Below are 16,691 nucleotides of genomic sequence, written 5' to 3'. Positions count from 1 at the left end.
ATCATGGTCGCAAACACCCCCAAAGCGATGGCGCCATGGGGGGCGAAAGAGGCGATGTTTGGAACAAACCCGATCGCTTTTGCAGTTCCACGCACAGACGACGCACCTATGGTGATTGACCTGTCCCTGTCCAAAGTGGCGCGCGGCAAAGTCATGCACGCCCGGAAATCCGGCACCTCAATTCCCGACGACTGGGCCTTTGACAACGAAGGCAATCCAACCACCGATCCCGAGGCAGCATTGTCGGGCACCATGGCCCCGATTGGAGACGCGAAAGGCACGGCTCTGGCACTGATGGTCGAAATTCTGGCGGCGACTCTGACAGGGGCCAACCGAAGCACGGAAATGACGTCATTCTTCACCGCCGACGGCCCCTCGACCAAGGCAGGGCAGTTTCTGATGGCGTTGAAACCACATGACGCCAGCGGATTTGCCCAAAGGCTGGAGCCCCTCTTAAGCGATATCGCAGCACTTGAAGGCGCGCGACTTCCCGGCGCACGACGCACCGCTGCCATTGCGGCCGCTGAACAAAACGGCCTGAGCGTTCCGCAAGCCTATCTTGATCTGGCACGCGAGCTGGCACAAAGCGCCTAGCTGACCGATTTTACGCCCCAAACCTAAAATTTGACTCGCCTTGTTCCAAGATTTCCTGACTGGGCCCCGCCTGACTTAAGCAGTGTTTAAGAGCCTCGCCTTAGGACAGTTCCAAGTTTGATTGGGATTGTCTTGGGAGAGGATCATGGCCGAAAACACACAGAAACCCTCTGATTTCATTGGGACAACGGGCGACGACACCATCGCCAGCGGGTTCACAAATGCCGAAGGGCAAACTCTGGACGAGCAGCTGGACGCGGTCGACAAGGTCAATGGTCACGCAGGTGATGACACGATCCGCACCGGCGAGGGATCCGATCTGGCTGCAGGCGACATGGTCGGGCAGGAATGGTCCTTTGTTGACGGCAAATGGGTCTATAACCCGGACTTGCAGGTCAACTCGGGATTGGGCGCGACGCGGTCATACAATGACAACATCCAGACCGGCGCAGGCGATGATGTTCTGTTGGGAAACGGCGGCGACGACACGCTGTCCTCGGGCCGCGGCAATGATCTGATCAATGCAGGCACGGGCAACGACATGGCGCACGGTGGCGCGGGCGATGACGTCATCAACCTTGAGGACGGCAATGACACAGCTTTCGGCGGGATTGGCGATGACACGGTCAACGCAGGTGACGGTGATGATTTGGTACATGGCGACGACGGCACCCGTAACAATATGCTGGCCGACAGCGGGACCGTGTCCAGCCTTTCCCAACACGCCGCCAGCGGCGCGTGGCAGATCGAAGACATCGACGGTCAATCGGTGATTTCACAATCCGTCGGCACCACTGCCGGCGAAGACTACACCATCCAATTCGAACTCGCCACCAATCTGGCCGCCGGCTATTCAACCGGCAAAATCGAAGTCCTGTGGAACGGCGAGGTGGTCGACACGGTCTCTACCGAGTCGGGGGTTTTCAACACCTATGAGGTCACAGTCACCAGCACAGGCGATGAAGGCAGCCTGAGTTTCCGCGCCTTGCAACCGGATCAGGACACCTCGATTTACGACTTTAGCGGGCCGATCGTGTCCTATGACAAAGAGATCTCTTTTGGCGGCGACGCCATCAGCGTTGATGCCTTCGCCCCGGGACAGGCAGCACTTTATCAGGTGATCGATGGGCACCTTAAAGTCTTTGATGTCGAGGCCAAGGAATACATGGATGTCGGGGATCCTCCGGGCTTCAAAATCAATGCCGTCGGGTTCAACGTCGAAGATGATCTGATCTATGGTGTGGCGAAGTCCAATGGTGTGGACTCTCTGGGCACCCCCGTGTCCAGCACGGATATCGTGATGATCGACGCCGCCGGCGCGACCTATCGGGTCGGCAAAGGGTTTTATGGCGACTATGTCGGTGACTTTGACGACAGCGGCAACCTTTGGACGTTCCACACCACTCTAGATCGCATCAGTGTCGCCGACGTGGACAATCTGGATGCCAATGGCGACCCCCAGATCAGCCACTATCACCTGCCCAAAGGCCTGTTCACAGACCGCACCTATGATCTGGCGTATAACGCAGAGGAAGACAGCTTTTACGCCGTGGTGTCTCCGGGACGAAACGGAGAGGCGGGCAAGGTTGTGCGCATCGATGTCAGCGATGTGCAGACTGGCGGCCAACCCACGTTCCAAGAGGTGCCAATCACCGGCACTTTATACGGCGACACCATGCAAAGCGGCATGGCCAAAGGCGCCTATGGCGCGGTCTTTATGGATGGCGATGGCAACCTTTACTATGGGCTGAACAGGGGCGACCACGATCTGGATGCCTCGACCGGCTCGCAGGGCGCGATCTTCAAGGTCAACGTCGATTGGGAAGCAGGTCAGGCCTATTCCGAGTTCATGTCAGAGGCGCAATCCACCATGTCCAACGACGGCACCGTGGACCCGCGTTCGGCCGATGCTTTCGCCGAGGTCGACGCCGAAGCCGCCGTGTTAATGCGCAACCCCGAGGTCACGCTGGAAAGCGGCGGCAACGATGTGCTGCGCGGCGGTGACGGACAGGACACGCTTGTTGGCAACGCAGGTGGCGACACCATTCAGGGCGGTGACGGACAAGACGACCTGCGCGGCGAAACCGGCAACGATCGCATGTTCGGGGGCACCGGCAACGACATGATCGATGGCGGCAGCGGAAATGATTTCGCCGACGGCGGGTTGGGTCAGGACACGATCCAGATGGGCACTGGCGACGATACTGCCTTTGGCGGCGATGGCGATGACAGCCTGACCATGGATGCTGGCCATGACGAGGCTTATGGCGGCCTTGGTTACGACACCCTGTCAGGAGGGGCGGGCGACGACACGTTGTTTGGCAATGACGGCGACGACCAGATCTCTGGCGGCACCGGCGCTGACCGCATGTATGGCGGCGCGGGTCAGGACACATTGTCAGGCGGTGAGGATGCCGACAAACTCTATGGCGGCGGTGGCGGTGACACGTTGCTGGGCGATGCTGGCGACGACACATTGGTCGGCAACGATGGCGCTGACAATCTCGCGGGCGGCGCGGGCAAAGATCTGCTGTTGGGCGGCAGCGACGCGGACCGGCTGGATGGCGGCGCGGATGCTGACAAACTTGTCGGCGGCAGCGGGTCAGACACGCTCACGGGCGGGGCAGGCAATGATCACATGTGGGGCGGCAACTGGTCTGGCGACAACGCCGCCGACACCTTCGTCTTTGCAGCGGGCAGCGGCAAAGACATCATCCATGACTTTGAAGCCACCCATGACCAGATCGACCTCAGGTCCTATGGGCTGGACTATGACCGCTTGCAGGATGTCATGACAGATCATGGATGGGCCGTCGAAATCGACCTAAGCAGCTTGAATGGCGGGCAAAGCGGGGATCGGGTCTTCCTGAAATCAGTGGATCCAGATGATCTGGACGAAAGCAACTTCCTGCTTTGATGTGAACCACTTAGGGGCGGCTTGGCCTGATGCAACACCTTTCACTCCTGTTCAGATTGCTGCCGCCCCTGCTGGCACTCAGCTTTGTCACCAATCTGGCGATCCTGGTCAGCCCTCTGTTCATGATGCAGGTGCTGGATCGTGTGATCCCCAGCAGCAATAAGGCCACTTTGGTGTTGCTTGCAGCCCTGGCCTTAGGTGCCTTGCTGGTTCAGGCAATCGTCGAAGCCGCGCGTGACAAATCCCTTGGCCGCATCGCGCGTTGGGTCGAAGAAACCGGCACGGCTAAGGCCCTGACGGCACCGGATGCACAAGCGCGCATCGATCAAATCGCGCGGCTGTCGCAGTTTTTGTCAGGCAACATGGCCGTCACGGTTCTGAACCTGCCCTGGCTGCCGTTCCTGGCCATTGTTCTTGTGATGTTGCATCCGATGTTTTTGGGCGTGTTGCTGGCCCTTCTTGCATTGACCGCAGCCATCCGCGGCACTGCAAATTTGGTAAAACGCCCTCATGAAGCCAAAGCCCAGCAAAGCGCGCTTCGAGAACAGGATTGCCTGACCAAAGCCGCACGGCACCACGGCAGAAGTGCTGGCACATCGGCAAACCTGCGACAACGCTTTGCAGGATTTCAGATCGACAAACTGGCAGCCTTGGACAGGGCGGAAACCGCCAAATCAGTGGGCGATGCCTTTGCGTCTTTGATACGGTATGCAACCCAGCTGATCGCGCTTGGCCTTGGCGCGTTTCTGGTCACGCAAGATGCCCTCAGCGCAGGCGGCATGATCGCCGCATCGCTTTTATTGGGCAAAACATTCGCGACGACCGAGGCCGCGTTGACACAGATGCCAGCCATTCGCGCGGCCTTGGCAGATTTTCAGTCGTTGCGGACAAATACACCCATGTCACCACCGCCCGCTGCGACCGAGATTGCCAGCTTGGACGGCAGCCTCAAGGCGCAAGCTCTGGTCGTACCGCGCGAAAGAGGCGCCCCGCCGCGACTGGACCGGGTGTCCTTTTCACTGGAACCCGGCGAATGTTTGGCAATTGCTGGGACGTCGGGATCTGGCAAAACAACCCTGCTCAAGGCCCTTGCAGGTATCACCCCTGCCCCAATCGGCGCGGTCTATCTTGAGGAGAGCGAGATCCGTGGCCTCAGCGATCAGAACCTCTTTCAGCATGTCGGCTATTTGCCGCAGCTTGCCCCCATACTGCCCGGCACGATTGCCGAAAACATCAGCTGTTTTGCAAACAATGCCTGCGACGATCAAATCGTTGAGGCAGCAAAGGCCGCAGGCGTTCATGGGCTGATTTCAGCCCTTCCCGACTCCTATGACAGCAACCTTGAACAACACCCCTATTTGCTGTCAGCGGGTCAAAAGCAACGGCTGGCCTTGGCGCGGGCGATCTTTAATGCGCCTGCCTATCTTTTTCTGGATGAACCCAACGCGCTGTTGGATGCCGAGGGCGAGCGCGCCCTGTTTCAAACACTGTCCAAACTGAAAGATCGTGGCACGACAATCGTGATGGTCCTGCACAGATCCGGTGTGATGGCCTTGGCAGATAAGGTCATGCGACTAGAAGGCGGCCGCGTCGTCGACTTTGGCTACCGCAGCGATGTTCTAGGCCGCATGAGCGCCGGTCGCCGCCAAATCGAATTGCCCCTACTGGAAAGCTCGGCGCAAGATCTGGCCGACTGGATCGCGGCCCAGTTCAACCGCGCCGATGACAGCGATTTCAGCAATCACGCGCAATTGGTGGCACTTGAGGCTTTTGCGGGCATGCGTCTGAATGGCCCGTCTGACAAATCACGGTCCCTTCATATCTCATTCGAGTTTCTGGACGACGCAACAGGACGGTTAGCGTTTCAAGAAGCCGCGGAAAATGAAACACCCAAAGTGCTCGCCACTTTGAAAGACCGGCCGACTACCGTGCCCTTTGCCCGCGATGTTCGTGAACCGACGCAAGCGCCTCTGGAAGCTCTGATGGATATGGCGTCGTCTATAGAGGCGGACGGCGACGCGAGCCAAACGCGCCTTGTCGTAACCTTCGCGGCACCGGCGAAGCGCGCAACGCCAACTTTGAAGAAATCCGCATGACGCACAGCAGCCAGACTCTACCAAAATCCCTGTCGCGACCTTTGCGAAATGCCGGGCTGTCCGTCGTTCTCGCCTGTGTCGCCGCAGCCCTCTGGGCCATGCACGCGCCGCTGGCCACGACAGTGCGACTTAGCGGCACGATTGTGTCTTCGGCGCAATCCGTCGACATACAGCACCCTTATGGTGGCCAGATCGAAGCAGTTTTGGTGTCCACTCATGACGAGGTCACATCGGGCGCCCCGCTCTTGTCGCTGGACACCACGCTCGAGCGCGACACGCTTGCGACCTATCGGCGGATGCGAGACAGGTTTACGCAAGAAAACCGCGTCATCACCGCCATTCTCGAGGGTACCCTTTCCGACTTGTCGCCAGAGGATCAAACGCAAGGCGCAAGCCTGATCCTGCGGGCCAAACAGGCCCGGATGCAAAGCGCGCTCAAAGCCCAGACAGCCGTGAATTTACAAGTGCAGATCAACGCGATTGACCGAAAACTTGCGCAGAACACAGCGCAGATCGCACAGCTAGATGCACGGTCAGCGCGTCAGTCCGCGTTGTTGGATCAGGGCATTCTGGCGCGCAACACCAGCGAAGCCCTGGCCGAACGCATTATGATCGTGACCGGCGACAAAGCCTCCGAGGAAGCAAAGCGCGCAGCCCTCGTTGACCAGAAAGACCAACAGGGGCGACAGGCGGACCTTATTCTTTTGGCCCTGCAGCAAGAACTCAGCGCAACGCGGGATCGCAACATACAACAGATCCGCGAACTTTCGTTGCAGATCAGGCAAATTAGCGATGTGGTTGACAAAGCCACCGTGACGGCGCCGATTTCAGGGGTGGTGACCGATGTTATGTTTCAGGCCAAGGGCATGTATGCCGGGCGTGGGCAGACATTGATTTCCGTCGCGCAGCCGCTGCATCAACCCTATCTGAAATTCGCAATCCCCACCCACCAGATCGATCAGATCCGCCCGGGGATGACCGGGCGCTTCACGCTGTTGGCGCTCAATCAACGCAATCTGCCAAAGCTGGATCTGACCATCACTGCGATCTCGCCACGCGCGCAAACCGACGAAAACGATACCCCGCTTTCGTATGTGGGGCGTGCAGATATCGACCCCAAAGCATTGACGATCTTGCGCGACACATTGGGCGAAGGCATCGCCTTAAGCGAGGACATGCCGGTCGAAATCCTTGTGCAAGGGCGTCACATCACCGCCGCACAATATTTGCTAGAGCCCCTGCAGGCTGCGTTTGACCACGCCCTTCAGGACTGACGCTATAGACGCGTTTTTCACAGGATATAGTGGCTGAGGCTCGCGCGTCCCACCATCTACGGTTGACCCACCCCTGTGCACCGCTATGCTTAGGTATCGAAAAACACGCAATCAAGACGGGTTTTCGGATGGCAAAGGGCAACTCTATGGCGACTCTTCTTTCCACAGACAAAGCGCTGTCCTATGCGCGTAAGGCCGAGAAGACCGGCGACTGGGCGGCGGCGTATGACCTTTACAAAGGAGTGCTGGACCGGTTCCCGTCAAACCGCCGCGCGCAGGCTGGTCTGAAGGGCATGAAACCCAAGGCTGTTCAGGCTCTGTTACAAGATGCCAAGACAGCACAGGCATCCCAGCAATGGGCAAGGTCTGCGGATCAAATGGCACTGGCCTTTGATCTGGCACCGGAGTTGTCGGAAATTGGCGTCGCCCTAGCCCATATGCAATTACAGATCGGCAATGCTGCGGGCGCTTTGAAAACGGCCGAGACAATCTTGTCAAAGGCGCCGGATCACAAAGACGCGGCAAACCTGAAAGGAAAAGCCCTGCGGGAGATGGGTCGGGGTGGCGAGGCGCAGGACGTGCACGAGCAGGCTTTGCAAGGCACCAACGAGGATGCGGCGACCTATACACAGCTGGCCAGCCTCGCCCGCGCAAACGGAGACCGCGACAAAGAGCTGGCCTATGCGATGCAGGCGCTGGCTATTGCACCGTTAGATGGGTCGATGCATTGGAACGTATCAAAGGCGTTAAAATATACGCCCGAAACACCGCATCTGGCGGATATGCAGGATTTGCTGAAGGCGTCCGATCCAAATGCCCCAACGACCGCGCCACTGCGCATGGCGCTGTTCAAGGCCTATGACGACATTGGAGATCGCAACACCGCCTTTGCGCATCTGCAGGAAGGCAACAGGTTAATTCACGACAGCGTCGGCTATGATTTCAAGAAAGATGCCATCCGTTACGCGCTCAGTCGTAACCTCTTTGCCAAGCCGCTGCCCAAACCGGCACCAGCAACTGGGCCGAGGCCCATTTTTGTTACGGGCTTGCCGCGCACAGGCACAACGCTGACCGAACGCATCATCGCGATGGCGCCCGAGGCCAAGGCCTGTGGCGAGTTGTCGGTTGTGGACCGACTTGTCACGCCGTTGCTGCAGGATTTGGCAACTGGGCGCAAGACGACGTTTACCGCGGACGACCTTCAGACGCTGCGCGAAAACATCCTTTCCGGGCTGGCGCAATATGGCGATGGCAGTCCAATCATCATCGACAAAATGCCGCTCAATTTCAGGTGGATCGGTTTCATTTGTGCGGCCATTCCCGAGGCTCGCATTATCCACATGAACCGCGATCCCATGGCGGTTGCCTGGTCGCACTATCGGCATTCGTTTAGCGGGACAGGAAACGGGTTTGTTTATTCTTTTGAAGGCATTGCGCAGTTCATGGTTCTGCACCGCGACTGGATGAGCCACTGGCGTACGATCTGTTCGGACGCGATCCTAGATGTCGACTACGCGGAACTTGTCAGCGAACCCGAAGCGGTGACTCGCAAGATTGCAGAGTTTACCGGCCTTGACTGGAGCAGCGACTGGACGACGCCGGAGCGCAGCACATCGGCTGTTTTGACCGCCAGTGCCAAACAGGTGCGCAAACCGATCTATGGGGGTAGCGACGCTGGCTGGCAAGCCTATGAGCAGCAGCTTGCACCGTTGCGTGCGGCCCTGGTCTCGGCTGGATTGCTGACAGCTTAACCATCCTTGCAAAGACCAGACAAAGAAAAGGGGGCCGAGGCCCCCTGATCTGTTTTATGCCGTGTCAGCTTAGTTCAGAGCTGCGTCGGTGATCGCGTGGGTCCAAGCTGCGTCGCCTGGGTGCGCGCTGATAACTGGATCAGAACCACCAGACAGCAGTGACGCGACTGTGCGCTCGAAGTCTGCTGGGTCCAGCGCACCATTGCTGCCCGCTGTCAGCTTCGCGATTTCACCCATCATGCGCTTCTGGTGCTTTTCGGTCTGTGCACCGGATGCGTCATTGTCCAGAACGATCTCTGCGGCTTCGTCTGGGTTCGCTTCCGCGTATTTCCAGCCTTTCATGGATGCGCGGACAAAGCGGACCAGCTTGTCGACTTCGGCTGGGTCAGACAGTTTGTCTTCCAGAACATACAGACCATCCTCCAGAGTCGCGACGCCGTTGTCTTCGTATTTGAAAACAACCAGCTCTTCTGGGGTCAGGCCCGCATCAATCACCTGCCAGTATTCGTTGTAGGTCATGGTAGACACACAGGCCGCCTGACCTTGTAGGATTGGATCAACGTTAAAGCCCTGCTTCAGAACAGTAACGCCATCTGCGCCACCATCTGTCGAGATACCCAGCTGGCTCATCCAGCTCAGGAACGGGAATTCGTTTCCGAAGAACCAAACGCCAAGGGTTTTGCCAGGGAAGTCAGCAGTGGTTTCAACGCCCTGATCCTTGCGGCAGGTCAGCATCATGCCAGAGGATTTGAAAGGCTGAGCGATGTTCACCATCGGCAGACCCTTTTCGCGCGCCGCAAGCGCCGCTGGCATCCATTCTACGGTCACATCCGCGCCGCCACCGGCCAGAACCTGCGTTGGAGCGATGTCTGGGCCACCGGCGTTGATGGTGACGTTCAGGTCTTCTTCGTCATAAAAACCTTTATCAAGGGCCACGTAATACCCTGCGAACTGAGCCTGAGTGACCCACTTTAGCTGTAGTGTGAAATCGTCAGCCGCCTGTGCCGTAGACGCAAGTGCCGCGAGGGCGAATGCTGTGATTGTTTTTTTCATAATAGTCTCCTGGTTGGATTACTGGGTGCTATTTTTATTTTCTTTGGGACGGGTGCCAGAACGTCACGGCCTTTTCGACCAAGGCAACCCCTCCATAAAATGCCGACCCCGCAAGCGCGGCGACGACAATCTCTGCCCACACAAGGTCAAGCGCAAGTTGCCCGACACTGGTGGAAATTCTGAATCCCATCCCTTTGATGGGAGAGCCGAAGAACTCGGCGACGATGGCTCCGATCAGCGCCAGCGTGGTGCCGATTTTCAACCCGTTGAAGACGAATGGCATCGCGCTGGGAAGGCGCAGCTTGGTCAGGGTTGTGAAATACCCCGCCGCGTAGGTGCGCATCAGATCCCGCTGCATTGCCGTGGTTTCCTGAAGCCCCTGAACCGTGTTCACAAGCATCGGGAAGAACACCATCACCACGACCACCGCGGATTTTGACTGCCAGTCAAACCCGAACCACATAACCAGAATTGGCGCGATGCCAATGATTGGCAGCGCCGCCATAAAGTTGCCAATCGGCAAGAGGCCGCGCTTTAGGAACGTGTAGCGATCCACAAGAATGGCCAGCAAGAACGCCGAGCCACAGCCGATGATATACCCGCTGAGCGCACCCTTGACGACGGTCTGAACAAAGTCGACCCACAGGATATCCAGAGAGCTTGCAAACGTCACGGCGATCGCGCTTGGCGCGGGCAGCAGGACGGGCGAGATCTGAAAACCATGCACGAGGCATTCCCAGACGAACAACAAGGTTGCGCCAAAGACCGCCGGGGGCAACAGGGCGAACACGCCCTTGTTTGGCAGCTGCGACAGGCGCACATTCAGCAGCCAGCCTGCGGTCCAGGCGATTAGACCAAATAGAAGCCACATCATGCCATGCCCATCCTTTTCAAGCTTACGCGCTGCAGGATCCCGATGATCCCGACCATCGAGGCCGCAAGGGCTGCGGCCATCAAAAGGGCAGACCAGATCTGAATGGTTTGCCCATAGTAAGACCCGGCCAACAGACGCGCGCCCAGACCTGCGACGGCACCTGTCGGCAACTCTCCGACGATGGCACCAACAAGGCTTGCCGCCATGCCGATCTTCATCGAGGTAAACAGATACGGCATCGAGGATGGCAGGCGCAGTTTCCAAAATTCTTGCGAGCCGCTGGCGCTCCAGGTTTTCATTTGGTCCAGCTGCATCGCATCAGGGCTGCGCAGGCCTTTGACCATGCCCACGACAATCGGGAAGAAGCTGAGGTACATCGAAATGATGGCCTTCGGCAGCAAGCCCGAAATCCCGATAGAGTTCAGCACCACGATGATCATCGGCGCAATCGCAAGGATCGGAATGGTCTGGCTGGCGATCACCCAGGGCATCACCGTGCGATCCATCACGCCGCTATAGACGATGCCCACGGCCAGCGCGAAGCCAAGAATGGTTCCCAGCCCAAACCCCAGGAGTGTTGCCTGCATGGTGATCCAGCTGTGAAAAATCAGCGAGCGCTTGGACGTGATCTTTTTCTCGACGGTGGTTTTCCAGATTTCCTGTGCCACTTGATGCGGTGCAGGCAAACGCGGTTTGTCCTGGCTCCAGGTGTCGGCAATCAGGTCGGTCGTGCTCAGTGTCACATCCGCGCGTTTGGCTTTGTCATAAGCCCAAGCAGAATTCAGCGCCACAGCAGAGCCGTACCAGATCACGATCAAAGCCACGATCATTGTCAGGACAGGGATAAGCGATCTCATCGTGTCCACTCCATACGCAATTCGCGAATGTTTGACGGCGGATCAGGATCGAATTCCTTGACCGGGACAAACCCTTCGCGTTTGTAGAATTTCTGGGCTGCCTTGTTTGGCAAATGCGTGTTCAGGCTCAGGAAATCGCGATCCTGTTTGACCCTGTCCAACAGCGTTTTGCCATGGCCTTGCCCCGGCGTGGCGCAGTAAAATCCCCAGATGTGATTGATCTCGGCTTCGCAGGACAGATAGGCCTGAACAGGGTCGCCCAGCACCCACATTTCGCGATGTGGCATGCCTTTTGCGATCATCGACTGAAGCTCGCGTTCAGACACATCGCGCTCCATCCACGGCGTCGCGTCAATCCAGCTGTTTGTGATCCCGGCAATCGCCGGAGCATCAGCCTGAGTAGGTTGGCGCACCTCCATGGTCACACCTCATGCCCTGCGCGCAGGCCATCGCGCACACGATGCGAAATCTCGATGAACTCTTTGCTGTCACGAATGTCCAGCGGACGCTCTTTTGGCAGAGGGCTTTCGATCACATCGGAAATCCGTCCCGGACGCGGTGACATCACCACGATCTTTGTCGAGAGATAGACTGCTTCGGGGATGGAGTGGGTCACAAATCCAATGGTCTTGCCAGTCCGCGCCCACAGCGCCAGAAGCTGTTCATTCAGGTGGTCGCGGACGATTTCATCCAGCGCACCAAAGGGTTCGTCCATCAGCAGGATGTCAGCATCAAAACTAAGAGACCGCGCGATCGAGGCGCGCTGTTGCATGCCACCGGAAAGTTGCCAAGGGAACTTCTTGCCAAAGTCTTCCAGCTCGACCAGTTCCAGAACCTCTTTGACGCGCCGGTCCTGCTCGGCCTTGTCCATGCCCATGATTTCCAGAGGCAGTTTGATATTGCCGGCAATCGTGCGCCACGGGTAAAGGCCCGCGGCCTGAAACACATACCCATAGGCGCGAGCGCGACGCGCTTCGTCGGGCGTCATGCCGTTGACTGTCAAAGAGCCTCCGGTTGGGGTCTCCAGCGCTGCGATGCACCGCAGGAACGTGGTCTTACCGCAGCCTGATGGACCGATGAAGGACACGAAGTCACCCTTGTTGATCTCAAGATCAATGTTCTTCAACGCATGAACAGGGCCATCGTTTGTCTGAAACGTCAAATCCAGAGATTTTGCACTAATTACCGAGTTGCTTGACACGTTTCCTCACCCATCTGCAAAGTTCCCAAGTTCAAGCCGGAAAGAAGGGCAAAGTCATGGGTCTTGATTGTCGTAAACTGCGTGCCGGAGAGACGTACTCCGGGAAACAGGGATTTGATTATTTTGAAGGTATCGCCAGCGAAACGGTGGGCAGTACGGGCATATGTATGCACGTCCTCACGATCCCCCCGGGCGGCCGGGCCAAAGCGCATAAACATGAGACCCACGAAACCGCGATTTATCAACTCACGGGACGGGCGCGCATGTATTGGGGCGAATACCTTGAGAATGTGATGGAGACCGAAGCGGGCGACATGATTTACATCCCTGCCGATTGCCCGCATCTGCCGCTCAACCCCTATGACAGCGAAGCCAGCGCGGTCATTGCCCGCACGGATCCGCACGAACAAGAAAGCGTTGTTTTGCTGCCAGAGCTTGAACATCTGGTGGCTCCTTAAAGTTGTCTAGACTCCGGTCGCTGGGATCCCCGAGCGTTGTACAGGGCGTGGTGCGGTCAGATCTTTCCAGGTGGACAGAGCTTTGTTGACCGTGCCGTTGGCCTCGCGTTCGACGAATTTACCGTGACCTTCTTGGGTCTTGATTTCGCCATCTGCCACGGCCACCCGACCGCGTGTCAGCGTATAGCGCGGCAGGCCCTTCACGTGTTTGCCTTCAAACACGTTATAGTCGATGGCCGACTGCTGATCAGACGCTGAGATGGTTTTTTCCTTGTTCGGATCCCACACGACCAGGTCGGCATCGGCGCCAACCAGCACTGCACCTTTCTTCGGATAGCAGTTCAGGATCTTTGCGATGTTTGTCGAGGTCACGGCAACGAATTCGTTCGGAGTCAGACGACCGGTTGCAACGCCATGGGTCCACAGCATTGGCATACGATCTTCCAGACCACCTGTACCGTTTGGAATCTTAGAGAAATCACCAACGCCATAACGTTTCTGCTCGGTGGTAAAGGCGCAGTGGTCTGTGGCCACGACGCTCAGAGACCCCGATTGCAGACCCGCCCAGAGCGACTCTTGGTGACGCGCATCCCGGAACGGAGGCGACATGACGCGGCGCGCAGCATGGTCCCAGTCGTCCACGAAATATTCACGCTCATCCAGTGTCAGGTGCTGAATCAAGGGCTCGCCCCAGACCCGCTTACCCTGTTGGCGCGCGCGACGGATTGCTTCGTGCGCTTCCTCGCAAGAGGTATGCACCACATAAAGCGGCACACCGGCCATATCCGCGATCATGATCGCGCGATTGGTGGCCTCGCCCTCGACCTGTGACGGACGGGAATAGGCGTGCCCTTCGGGGCCGGTGTTGCCTTCGGCAATCAGCTTGGCGGTCAGCTCGGCCACAACGTCGCCGTTTTCAGCATGCACCATCGCAATGGCGCCCAACTCGGACAGACGATTGAACGAAGCGAACAATTCGTCGTCATTCACCATCAACGCACCCTTATATGCCAGGAAGTGTTTGAACGTGTTGATGCCGCGCTGCTGCACCACGGTCTGCATGTCGTTAAAGACCTGCTCGCCCCACCAGGTGACGGCCATGTGGAAGGAATAGTCACAGTTCGCTCGGGTTGATTTGTTGTCCCAGCGTTTGATCGCATCCAACAGGCTTTCGCCCTGATTTGGCAGACAGAAATCCACAACCATAGTTGTGCCGCCGGCCAGACCGGCGCGGGTGCCCGATTCAAAATCGTCGCTGGAATATGTGCCCATGAACGGCATTTCCAGGTGAACGTGTGGGTCAATGCCGCCCGGCATCACATAACAGCCCGTGGCATCCAATTCTTCGTTGCCTGACAAGCCTTTACCGATCTCGGTGATGACGCCGTTCTCAACCAGAACATCTGCCTCATAGGTCAGATCTGCGGTGACGACTGTGCCGTTCTTAATGACAGTGCTCATGGCTAAAAACTCCTTCGTGTTTTGGCGAAATGCAGCGGGTAACGGGCATTTAAGATTTTTCTGGGATCATCCTGCCCAACGAATTTGCACAGGCGTAGACGATGACCCGACATTGGATGATGGCCAGCTTTTTGGGGCTGATCTTGTCGCTGATACTGCCCCGCTTGGCGGCGGCCGAAGACTGGCTTTTGGTGGAAACCCGCAAGGTGCCCGACACCTGCGCGCATCCGTTGATCTGTCTGCCCAAGTCTGAATTGGAATCGCGCCACCTGTTGAAGCTGACCAAGAAAAACCAGAACAGCTTTTTTGGTTTTCTGAAATCTGTGGCCAGCATCAGCGGCATTCCGAACATCGCGGTCGCAGGGCTGCATCCGCCCGACCCGCAGACGCTGCATCAGCTGGACATCGCGCCCAAATTGCGTCCGCTCAGGGATCATCCCGGCGTCTATTTCGAAAGCAGCAAACTGGATGGGGGCGACGTCACCGCCGAGTTCTCTGATATGATCCGGCAACGGCTGAGCGCGCTTGGACTGAGGTTTCTGACCAAAGAAGAATGGGAAAACACGCCCGGCAAACCCACCCTGTCGGTGCGGTTCTCGGCAAGGTTGGAATCCGCAGGCTGTATCGTGCCGTTTTCGCTGTCCATGACCCTTAAAGAAGAGGTCGTGTTGGTCAGGGATCCCAGCCAGAAAATCAGCGCGACGGTTTGGAATTACTCCCGGCGACAAAACCTGGCCAATACCAACTATGGCCCCACCAATTCTCTGTTTGAGATCGTTGAAAAATTCGAGGCCGACTGGCGCGCAGCCAATCGTGCCGGCTGATCCACCGCCGAAATTCGGAAAGGTATGATCAGCCGCGGTGTGCATCAGCTCACGATTTCCGCTGTTTCCAGGACCGCATGTAACAGAACATCCGTTCCCGCCGTGGCCCATTCTTTGGAAATCTCCTCGGCCTCGTTGTGGGACAATCCGTCGACGCAGGGACACATGATCATAGCCGTGGGCGCGACATCGTTGATCCAACAGGCGTCATGCCCCGCGCCACTTACGATATCCATATGCGAATATCCCAGGCGCTCGGCCGCATCCCGGATCGAGCCAACCAGAGCTTCGTCAAATGCAGGCGGATCGAACTGACCGACAATCTCACAAGAGAACTCGACGCCGATATCCTCGCAAAGCTTCGGCGCTTTGGCCATGAACTCGTCAACCATGCCGTTCAACTTGTCCAGCAAATGGGTGCGCATATCGACGGTAAGGACCGCCTTGCCCGGGATGATGTTACGAGAGTTCGGATAGACATCGACATGACCGATCGCACCAACCGCATTGGGTTGATTTTTCATCGCGATCTCATGCACCAGCTCTGTAATCAACGCCAGCCCGCGACCCGCATTCTTGCGCATATGCATCGGTGTCGAGCCAGTGTGGCTTTCTTTTCCAGTCACGGTGCATTCGATCCAACGCAGACCCTGACCATGGGTGACAACGCCAATATCTTTTTGCTCGGCTTCCAGGATTGGCCCCTGCTCGATGTGCAACTCAAGCATCGCGTGCATTTTGCGCGCACCAACCTCCTCGTCGCCAACCCATCCAATGCGCTTCAGCTCGTCACCCAAGCGCTTGCCTTCGGCATCGACCCGATCATAGGCCCAGTCTTGCGTGTGCTTGCCCGCAAACACACCGGACGCCAGCATCGCTGGTGCAAACCGCGTGCCCTCTTCGTTGGTCCAGTTGGTTACAACAATCGGGTGCTTTGTCTTAATGCCCAGATCATTCATAGTGCGGATCGCTTCAAGCCCGCCAAGGACTCCGAGCACGCCGTCATATTTGCCGCCCGTCGGCTGCGTATCCAGATGCGAGCCAACATAGACTGGCAGCGCCTCGGGATCTTCGCCCGCGCGGGTTGCGAACATATTGCCCATGGTGTCCACACCCATGGTCATGCCAGCGGCCTCGCACCACTCTTGGAACAAGGCGCGACCGGCCGCATCGTCGTCTGTCAGGGTTTGTCGGTTGTTACCACCCGCAATACCAGGCCCGATTTTGGCCATGTCCATCAGGCTGTCCCACAGCCGATCACCGTTAACTTTCAGGTTTTCTCCTGGAACTGCCATGTCTCTCCTCCGACGAAAACTTCAATCGTACACTTG

General features: G+C 57.6%; 14 protein-coding genes. 7 read left to right on the top strand and 7 right to left on the bottom strand.

Going from position 1 to position 16,691, the window contains the following annotated elements:
• The 5 genes from ACEQWH_RS12535 to ACEQWH_RS12515 all read left to right on the top strand — a co-directional run.
• Nucleotides 1-594, top strand: a 594-nt coding sequence (locus tag ACEQWH_RS12535; protein WP_370231381.1) for an Ldh family oxidoreductase, incomplete at its 5' end; no start/stop codon positions are given.
• A 145-nt stretch (nt 595-739) separates the two neighbouring features.
• Nucleotides 740-3,511 carry a calcium-binding protein gene (locus ACEQWH_RS12530; RefSeq protein WP_370231379.1) on the top strand — a complete coding sequence of 924 codons (2,772 nt, stop codon included), beginning with the start codon at nt 740-742 and terminating at the stop codon, nt 3,509-3,511.
• A gap of 29 nt (nt 3,512-3,540) precedes the next feature.
• Nucleotides 3,541-5,607 (top strand): ATP-binding cassette domain-containing protein, encoded by a 2,067-nt coding sequence (locus ACEQWH_RS12525; protein WP_370231377.1) that lies wholly within the window; start codon nt 3,541-3,543, stop codon nt 5,605-5,607.
• Nucleotides 5,604-6,881, top strand: a complete 1,278-nt coding sequence (locus tag ACEQWH_RS12520; protein WP_370231375.1) for an efflux RND transporter periplasmic adaptor subunit — start codon at nt 5,604-5,606, stop codon at nt 6,879-6,881. Before ACEQWH_RS12525 ends, ACEQWH_RS12520 begins: the two co-directional genes overlap by 4 nt.
• Before the next feature lie 146 nt (nt 6,882-7,027).
• Nucleotides 7,028-8,632: a sulfotransferase gene (locus ACEQWH_RS12515; RefSeq protein ID WP_370231374.1), complete on the top strand. Its 1,605-nt coding sequence runs from the start codon at nt 7,028-7,030 to the stop codon at nt 8,630-8,632.
• A gap of 69 nt (nt 8,633-8,701) precedes the next feature.
• Here the strand turns inward: ACEQWH_RS12515 and ACEQWH_RS12510 are convergent, their stop codons facing one another.
• The 5 genes from ACEQWH_RS12510 to ACEQWH_RS12490 are packed head-to-tail and all read right to left on the bottom strand — an operon-like array spanning nt 8,702 to nt 12,617.
• Nucleotides 8,702-9,685 (bottom strand): ABC transporter substrate-binding protein, encoded by a 984-nt coding sequence (locus tag ACEQWH_RS12510; RefSeq protein ID WP_370231372.1) that lies wholly within the window; start codon nt 9,683-9,685, stop codon nt 8,702-8,704.
• 34 nt (nt 9,686-9,719) lie between these two features.
• A complete protein-coding gene (locus ACEQWH_RS12505; protein WP_370231371.1) occupies nt 9,720-10,559 on the bottom strand; it encodes an ABC transporter permease in 840 nt (279 codons plus the stop codon).
• The gene (locus tag ACEQWH_RS12500; RefSeq protein WP_370231370.1) at nt 10,556-11,416 is read right to left on the bottom strand and encodes an ABC transporter permease; all 861 of its coding nucleotides are present in this window, start codon (nt 11,414-11,416) and stop codon (nt 10,556-10,558) included. Before ACEQWH_RS12500 ends, ACEQWH_RS12505 begins: the two co-directional genes overlap by 4 nt.
• Nucleotides 11,413-11,835, bottom strand: coding sequence for an N-acetyltransferase family protein (locus ACEQWH_RS12495; RefSeq protein WP_370231383.1), 423 nt, complete (start codon nt 11,833-11,835; stop codon nt 11,413-11,415). Before ACEQWH_RS12495 ends, ACEQWH_RS12500 begins: the two co-directional genes overlap by 4 nt.
• 2 nt (nt 11,836-11,837) lie before the next feature.
• Nucleotides 11,838-12,617 (bottom strand): ABC transporter ATP-binding protein, encoded by a 780-nt coding sequence (locus tag ACEQWH_RS12490; RefSeq protein WP_370231368.1) that lies wholly within the window; start codon nt 12,615-12,617, stop codon nt 11,838-11,840.
• Nucleotides 12,618-12,673: 56 nt separating this feature from the next.
• Here ACEQWH_RS12490 and ACEQWH_RS12485 point away from each other — a divergent pair, with 56 nt between their 5' ends.
• The gene (locus ACEQWH_RS12485; protein ID WP_370231366.1) at nt 12,674-13,075 is read left to right on the top strand and encodes a cupin domain-containing protein; all 402 of its coding nucleotides are present in this window, start codon (nt 12,674-12,676) and stop codon (nt 13,073-13,075) included.
• Nucleotides 13,076-13,081: 6 nt separating this feature from the next.
• Here ACEQWH_RS12485 and hydA read toward each other — a convergent pair whose 3' ends face one another.
• Nucleotides 13,082-14,536: a dihydropyrimidinase gene (hydA, locus tag ACEQWH_RS12480; protein ID WP_370231365.1), complete on the bottom strand. Its 1,455-nt coding sequence runs from the start codon at nt 14,534-14,536 to the stop codon at nt 13,082-13,084.
• A 101-nt stretch (nt 14,537-14,637) separates the two neighbouring features.
• On the opposite strand from hydA, the gene ACEQWH_RS12475 reads away from it, so the two are divergent.
• Nucleotides 14,638-15,360 carry a hypothetical protein gene (locus ACEQWH_RS12475; RefSeq protein WP_370231363.1) on the top strand — a complete coding sequence of 241 codons (723 nt, stop codon included), beginning with the start codon at nt 14,638-14,640 and terminating at the stop codon, nt 15,358-15,360.
• A 44-nt stretch (nt 15,361-15,404) separates the two neighbouring features.
• On the opposite strand, the gene ACEQWH_RS12470 is transcribed toward ACEQWH_RS12475, so the two are convergent.
• Nucleotides 15,405-16,655, bottom strand: coding sequence for a Zn-dependent hydrolase (locus ACEQWH_RS12470; RefSeq protein WP_370231361.1), 1,251 nt, complete (start codon nt 16,653-16,655; stop codon nt 15,405-15,407).
• Nucleotides 16,656-16,691 lie beyond the last annotated feature (36 nt).

The sequence above is a fragment of the Cognatishimia sp. genome (genome assembly GCF_964229375.1).
GTDB lineage: Bacteria > Pseudomonadota > Alphaproteobacteria > Rhodobacterales > Rhodobacteraceae > Cognatishimia.
The sequence above is the reverse complement of the archived record's forward strand: the minus strand, read 5'-3'. Positions and strand labels throughout refer to the sequence as shown.

Excerpts from the sequence above, each read along its gene's own strand:
- ACEQWH_RS12505 (WP_370231371.1), bottom strand. The coding sequence starts at position 10,559 with ATGATGTGGCTTCTATTTGGTCTAATCGCCTGGACCGCAGGCTGGCTG.
- hydA (WP_370231365.1), bottom strand. The coding sequence starts at position 14,536 with ATGAGCACTGTCATTAAGAACGGCACAGTCGTCACCGCAGATCTGACC.
- ACEQWH_RS12510 (WP_370231372.1), bottom strand. The coding sequence starts at position 9,685 with ATGAAAAAAACAATCACAGCATTCGCCCTCGCGGCACTTGCGTCTACG.
- ACEQWH_RS12470 (WP_370231361.1), bottom strand. The coding sequence starts at position 16,655 with ATGGCAGTTCCAGGAGAAAACCTGAAAGTTAACGGTGATCGGCTGTGG.
- ACEQWH_RS12525 (WP_370231377.1), top strand. The coding sequence starts at position 3,541 with ATGCAACACCTTTCACTCCTGTTCAGATTGCTGCCGCCCCTGCTGGCA.
- ACEQWH_RS12485 (WP_370231366.1), top strand. The coding sequence starts at position 12,674 with ATGGGTCTTGATTGTCGTAAACTGCGTGCCGGAGAGACGTACTCCGGG.
- ACEQWH_RS12520 (WP_370231375.1), top strand. The coding sequence starts at position 5,604 with ATGACGCACAGCAGCCAGACTCTACCAAAATCCCTGTCGCGACCTTTG.
- ACEQWH_RS12515 (WP_370231374.1), top strand. The coding sequence starts at position 7,028 with ATGGCGACTCTTCTTTCCACAGACAAAGCGCTGTCCTATGCGCGTAAG.
- ACEQWH_RS12530 (WP_370231379.1), top strand. The coding sequence starts at position 740 with ATGGCCGAAAACACACAGAAACCCTCTGATTTCATTGGGACAACGGGC.
- ACEQWH_RS12500 (WP_370231370.1), bottom strand. The coding sequence starts at position 11,416 with ATGAGATCGCTTATCCCTGTCCTGACAATGATCGTGGCTTTGATCGTG.
- ACEQWH_RS12475 (WP_370231363.1), top strand. The coding sequence starts at position 14,638 with ATGACCCGACATTGGATGATGGCCAGCTTTTTGGGGCTGATCTTGTCG.
- ACEQWH_RS12495 (WP_370231383.1), bottom strand. The coding sequence starts at position 11,835 with ATGGAGGTGCGCCAACCTACTCAGGCTGATGCTCCGGCGATTGCCGGG.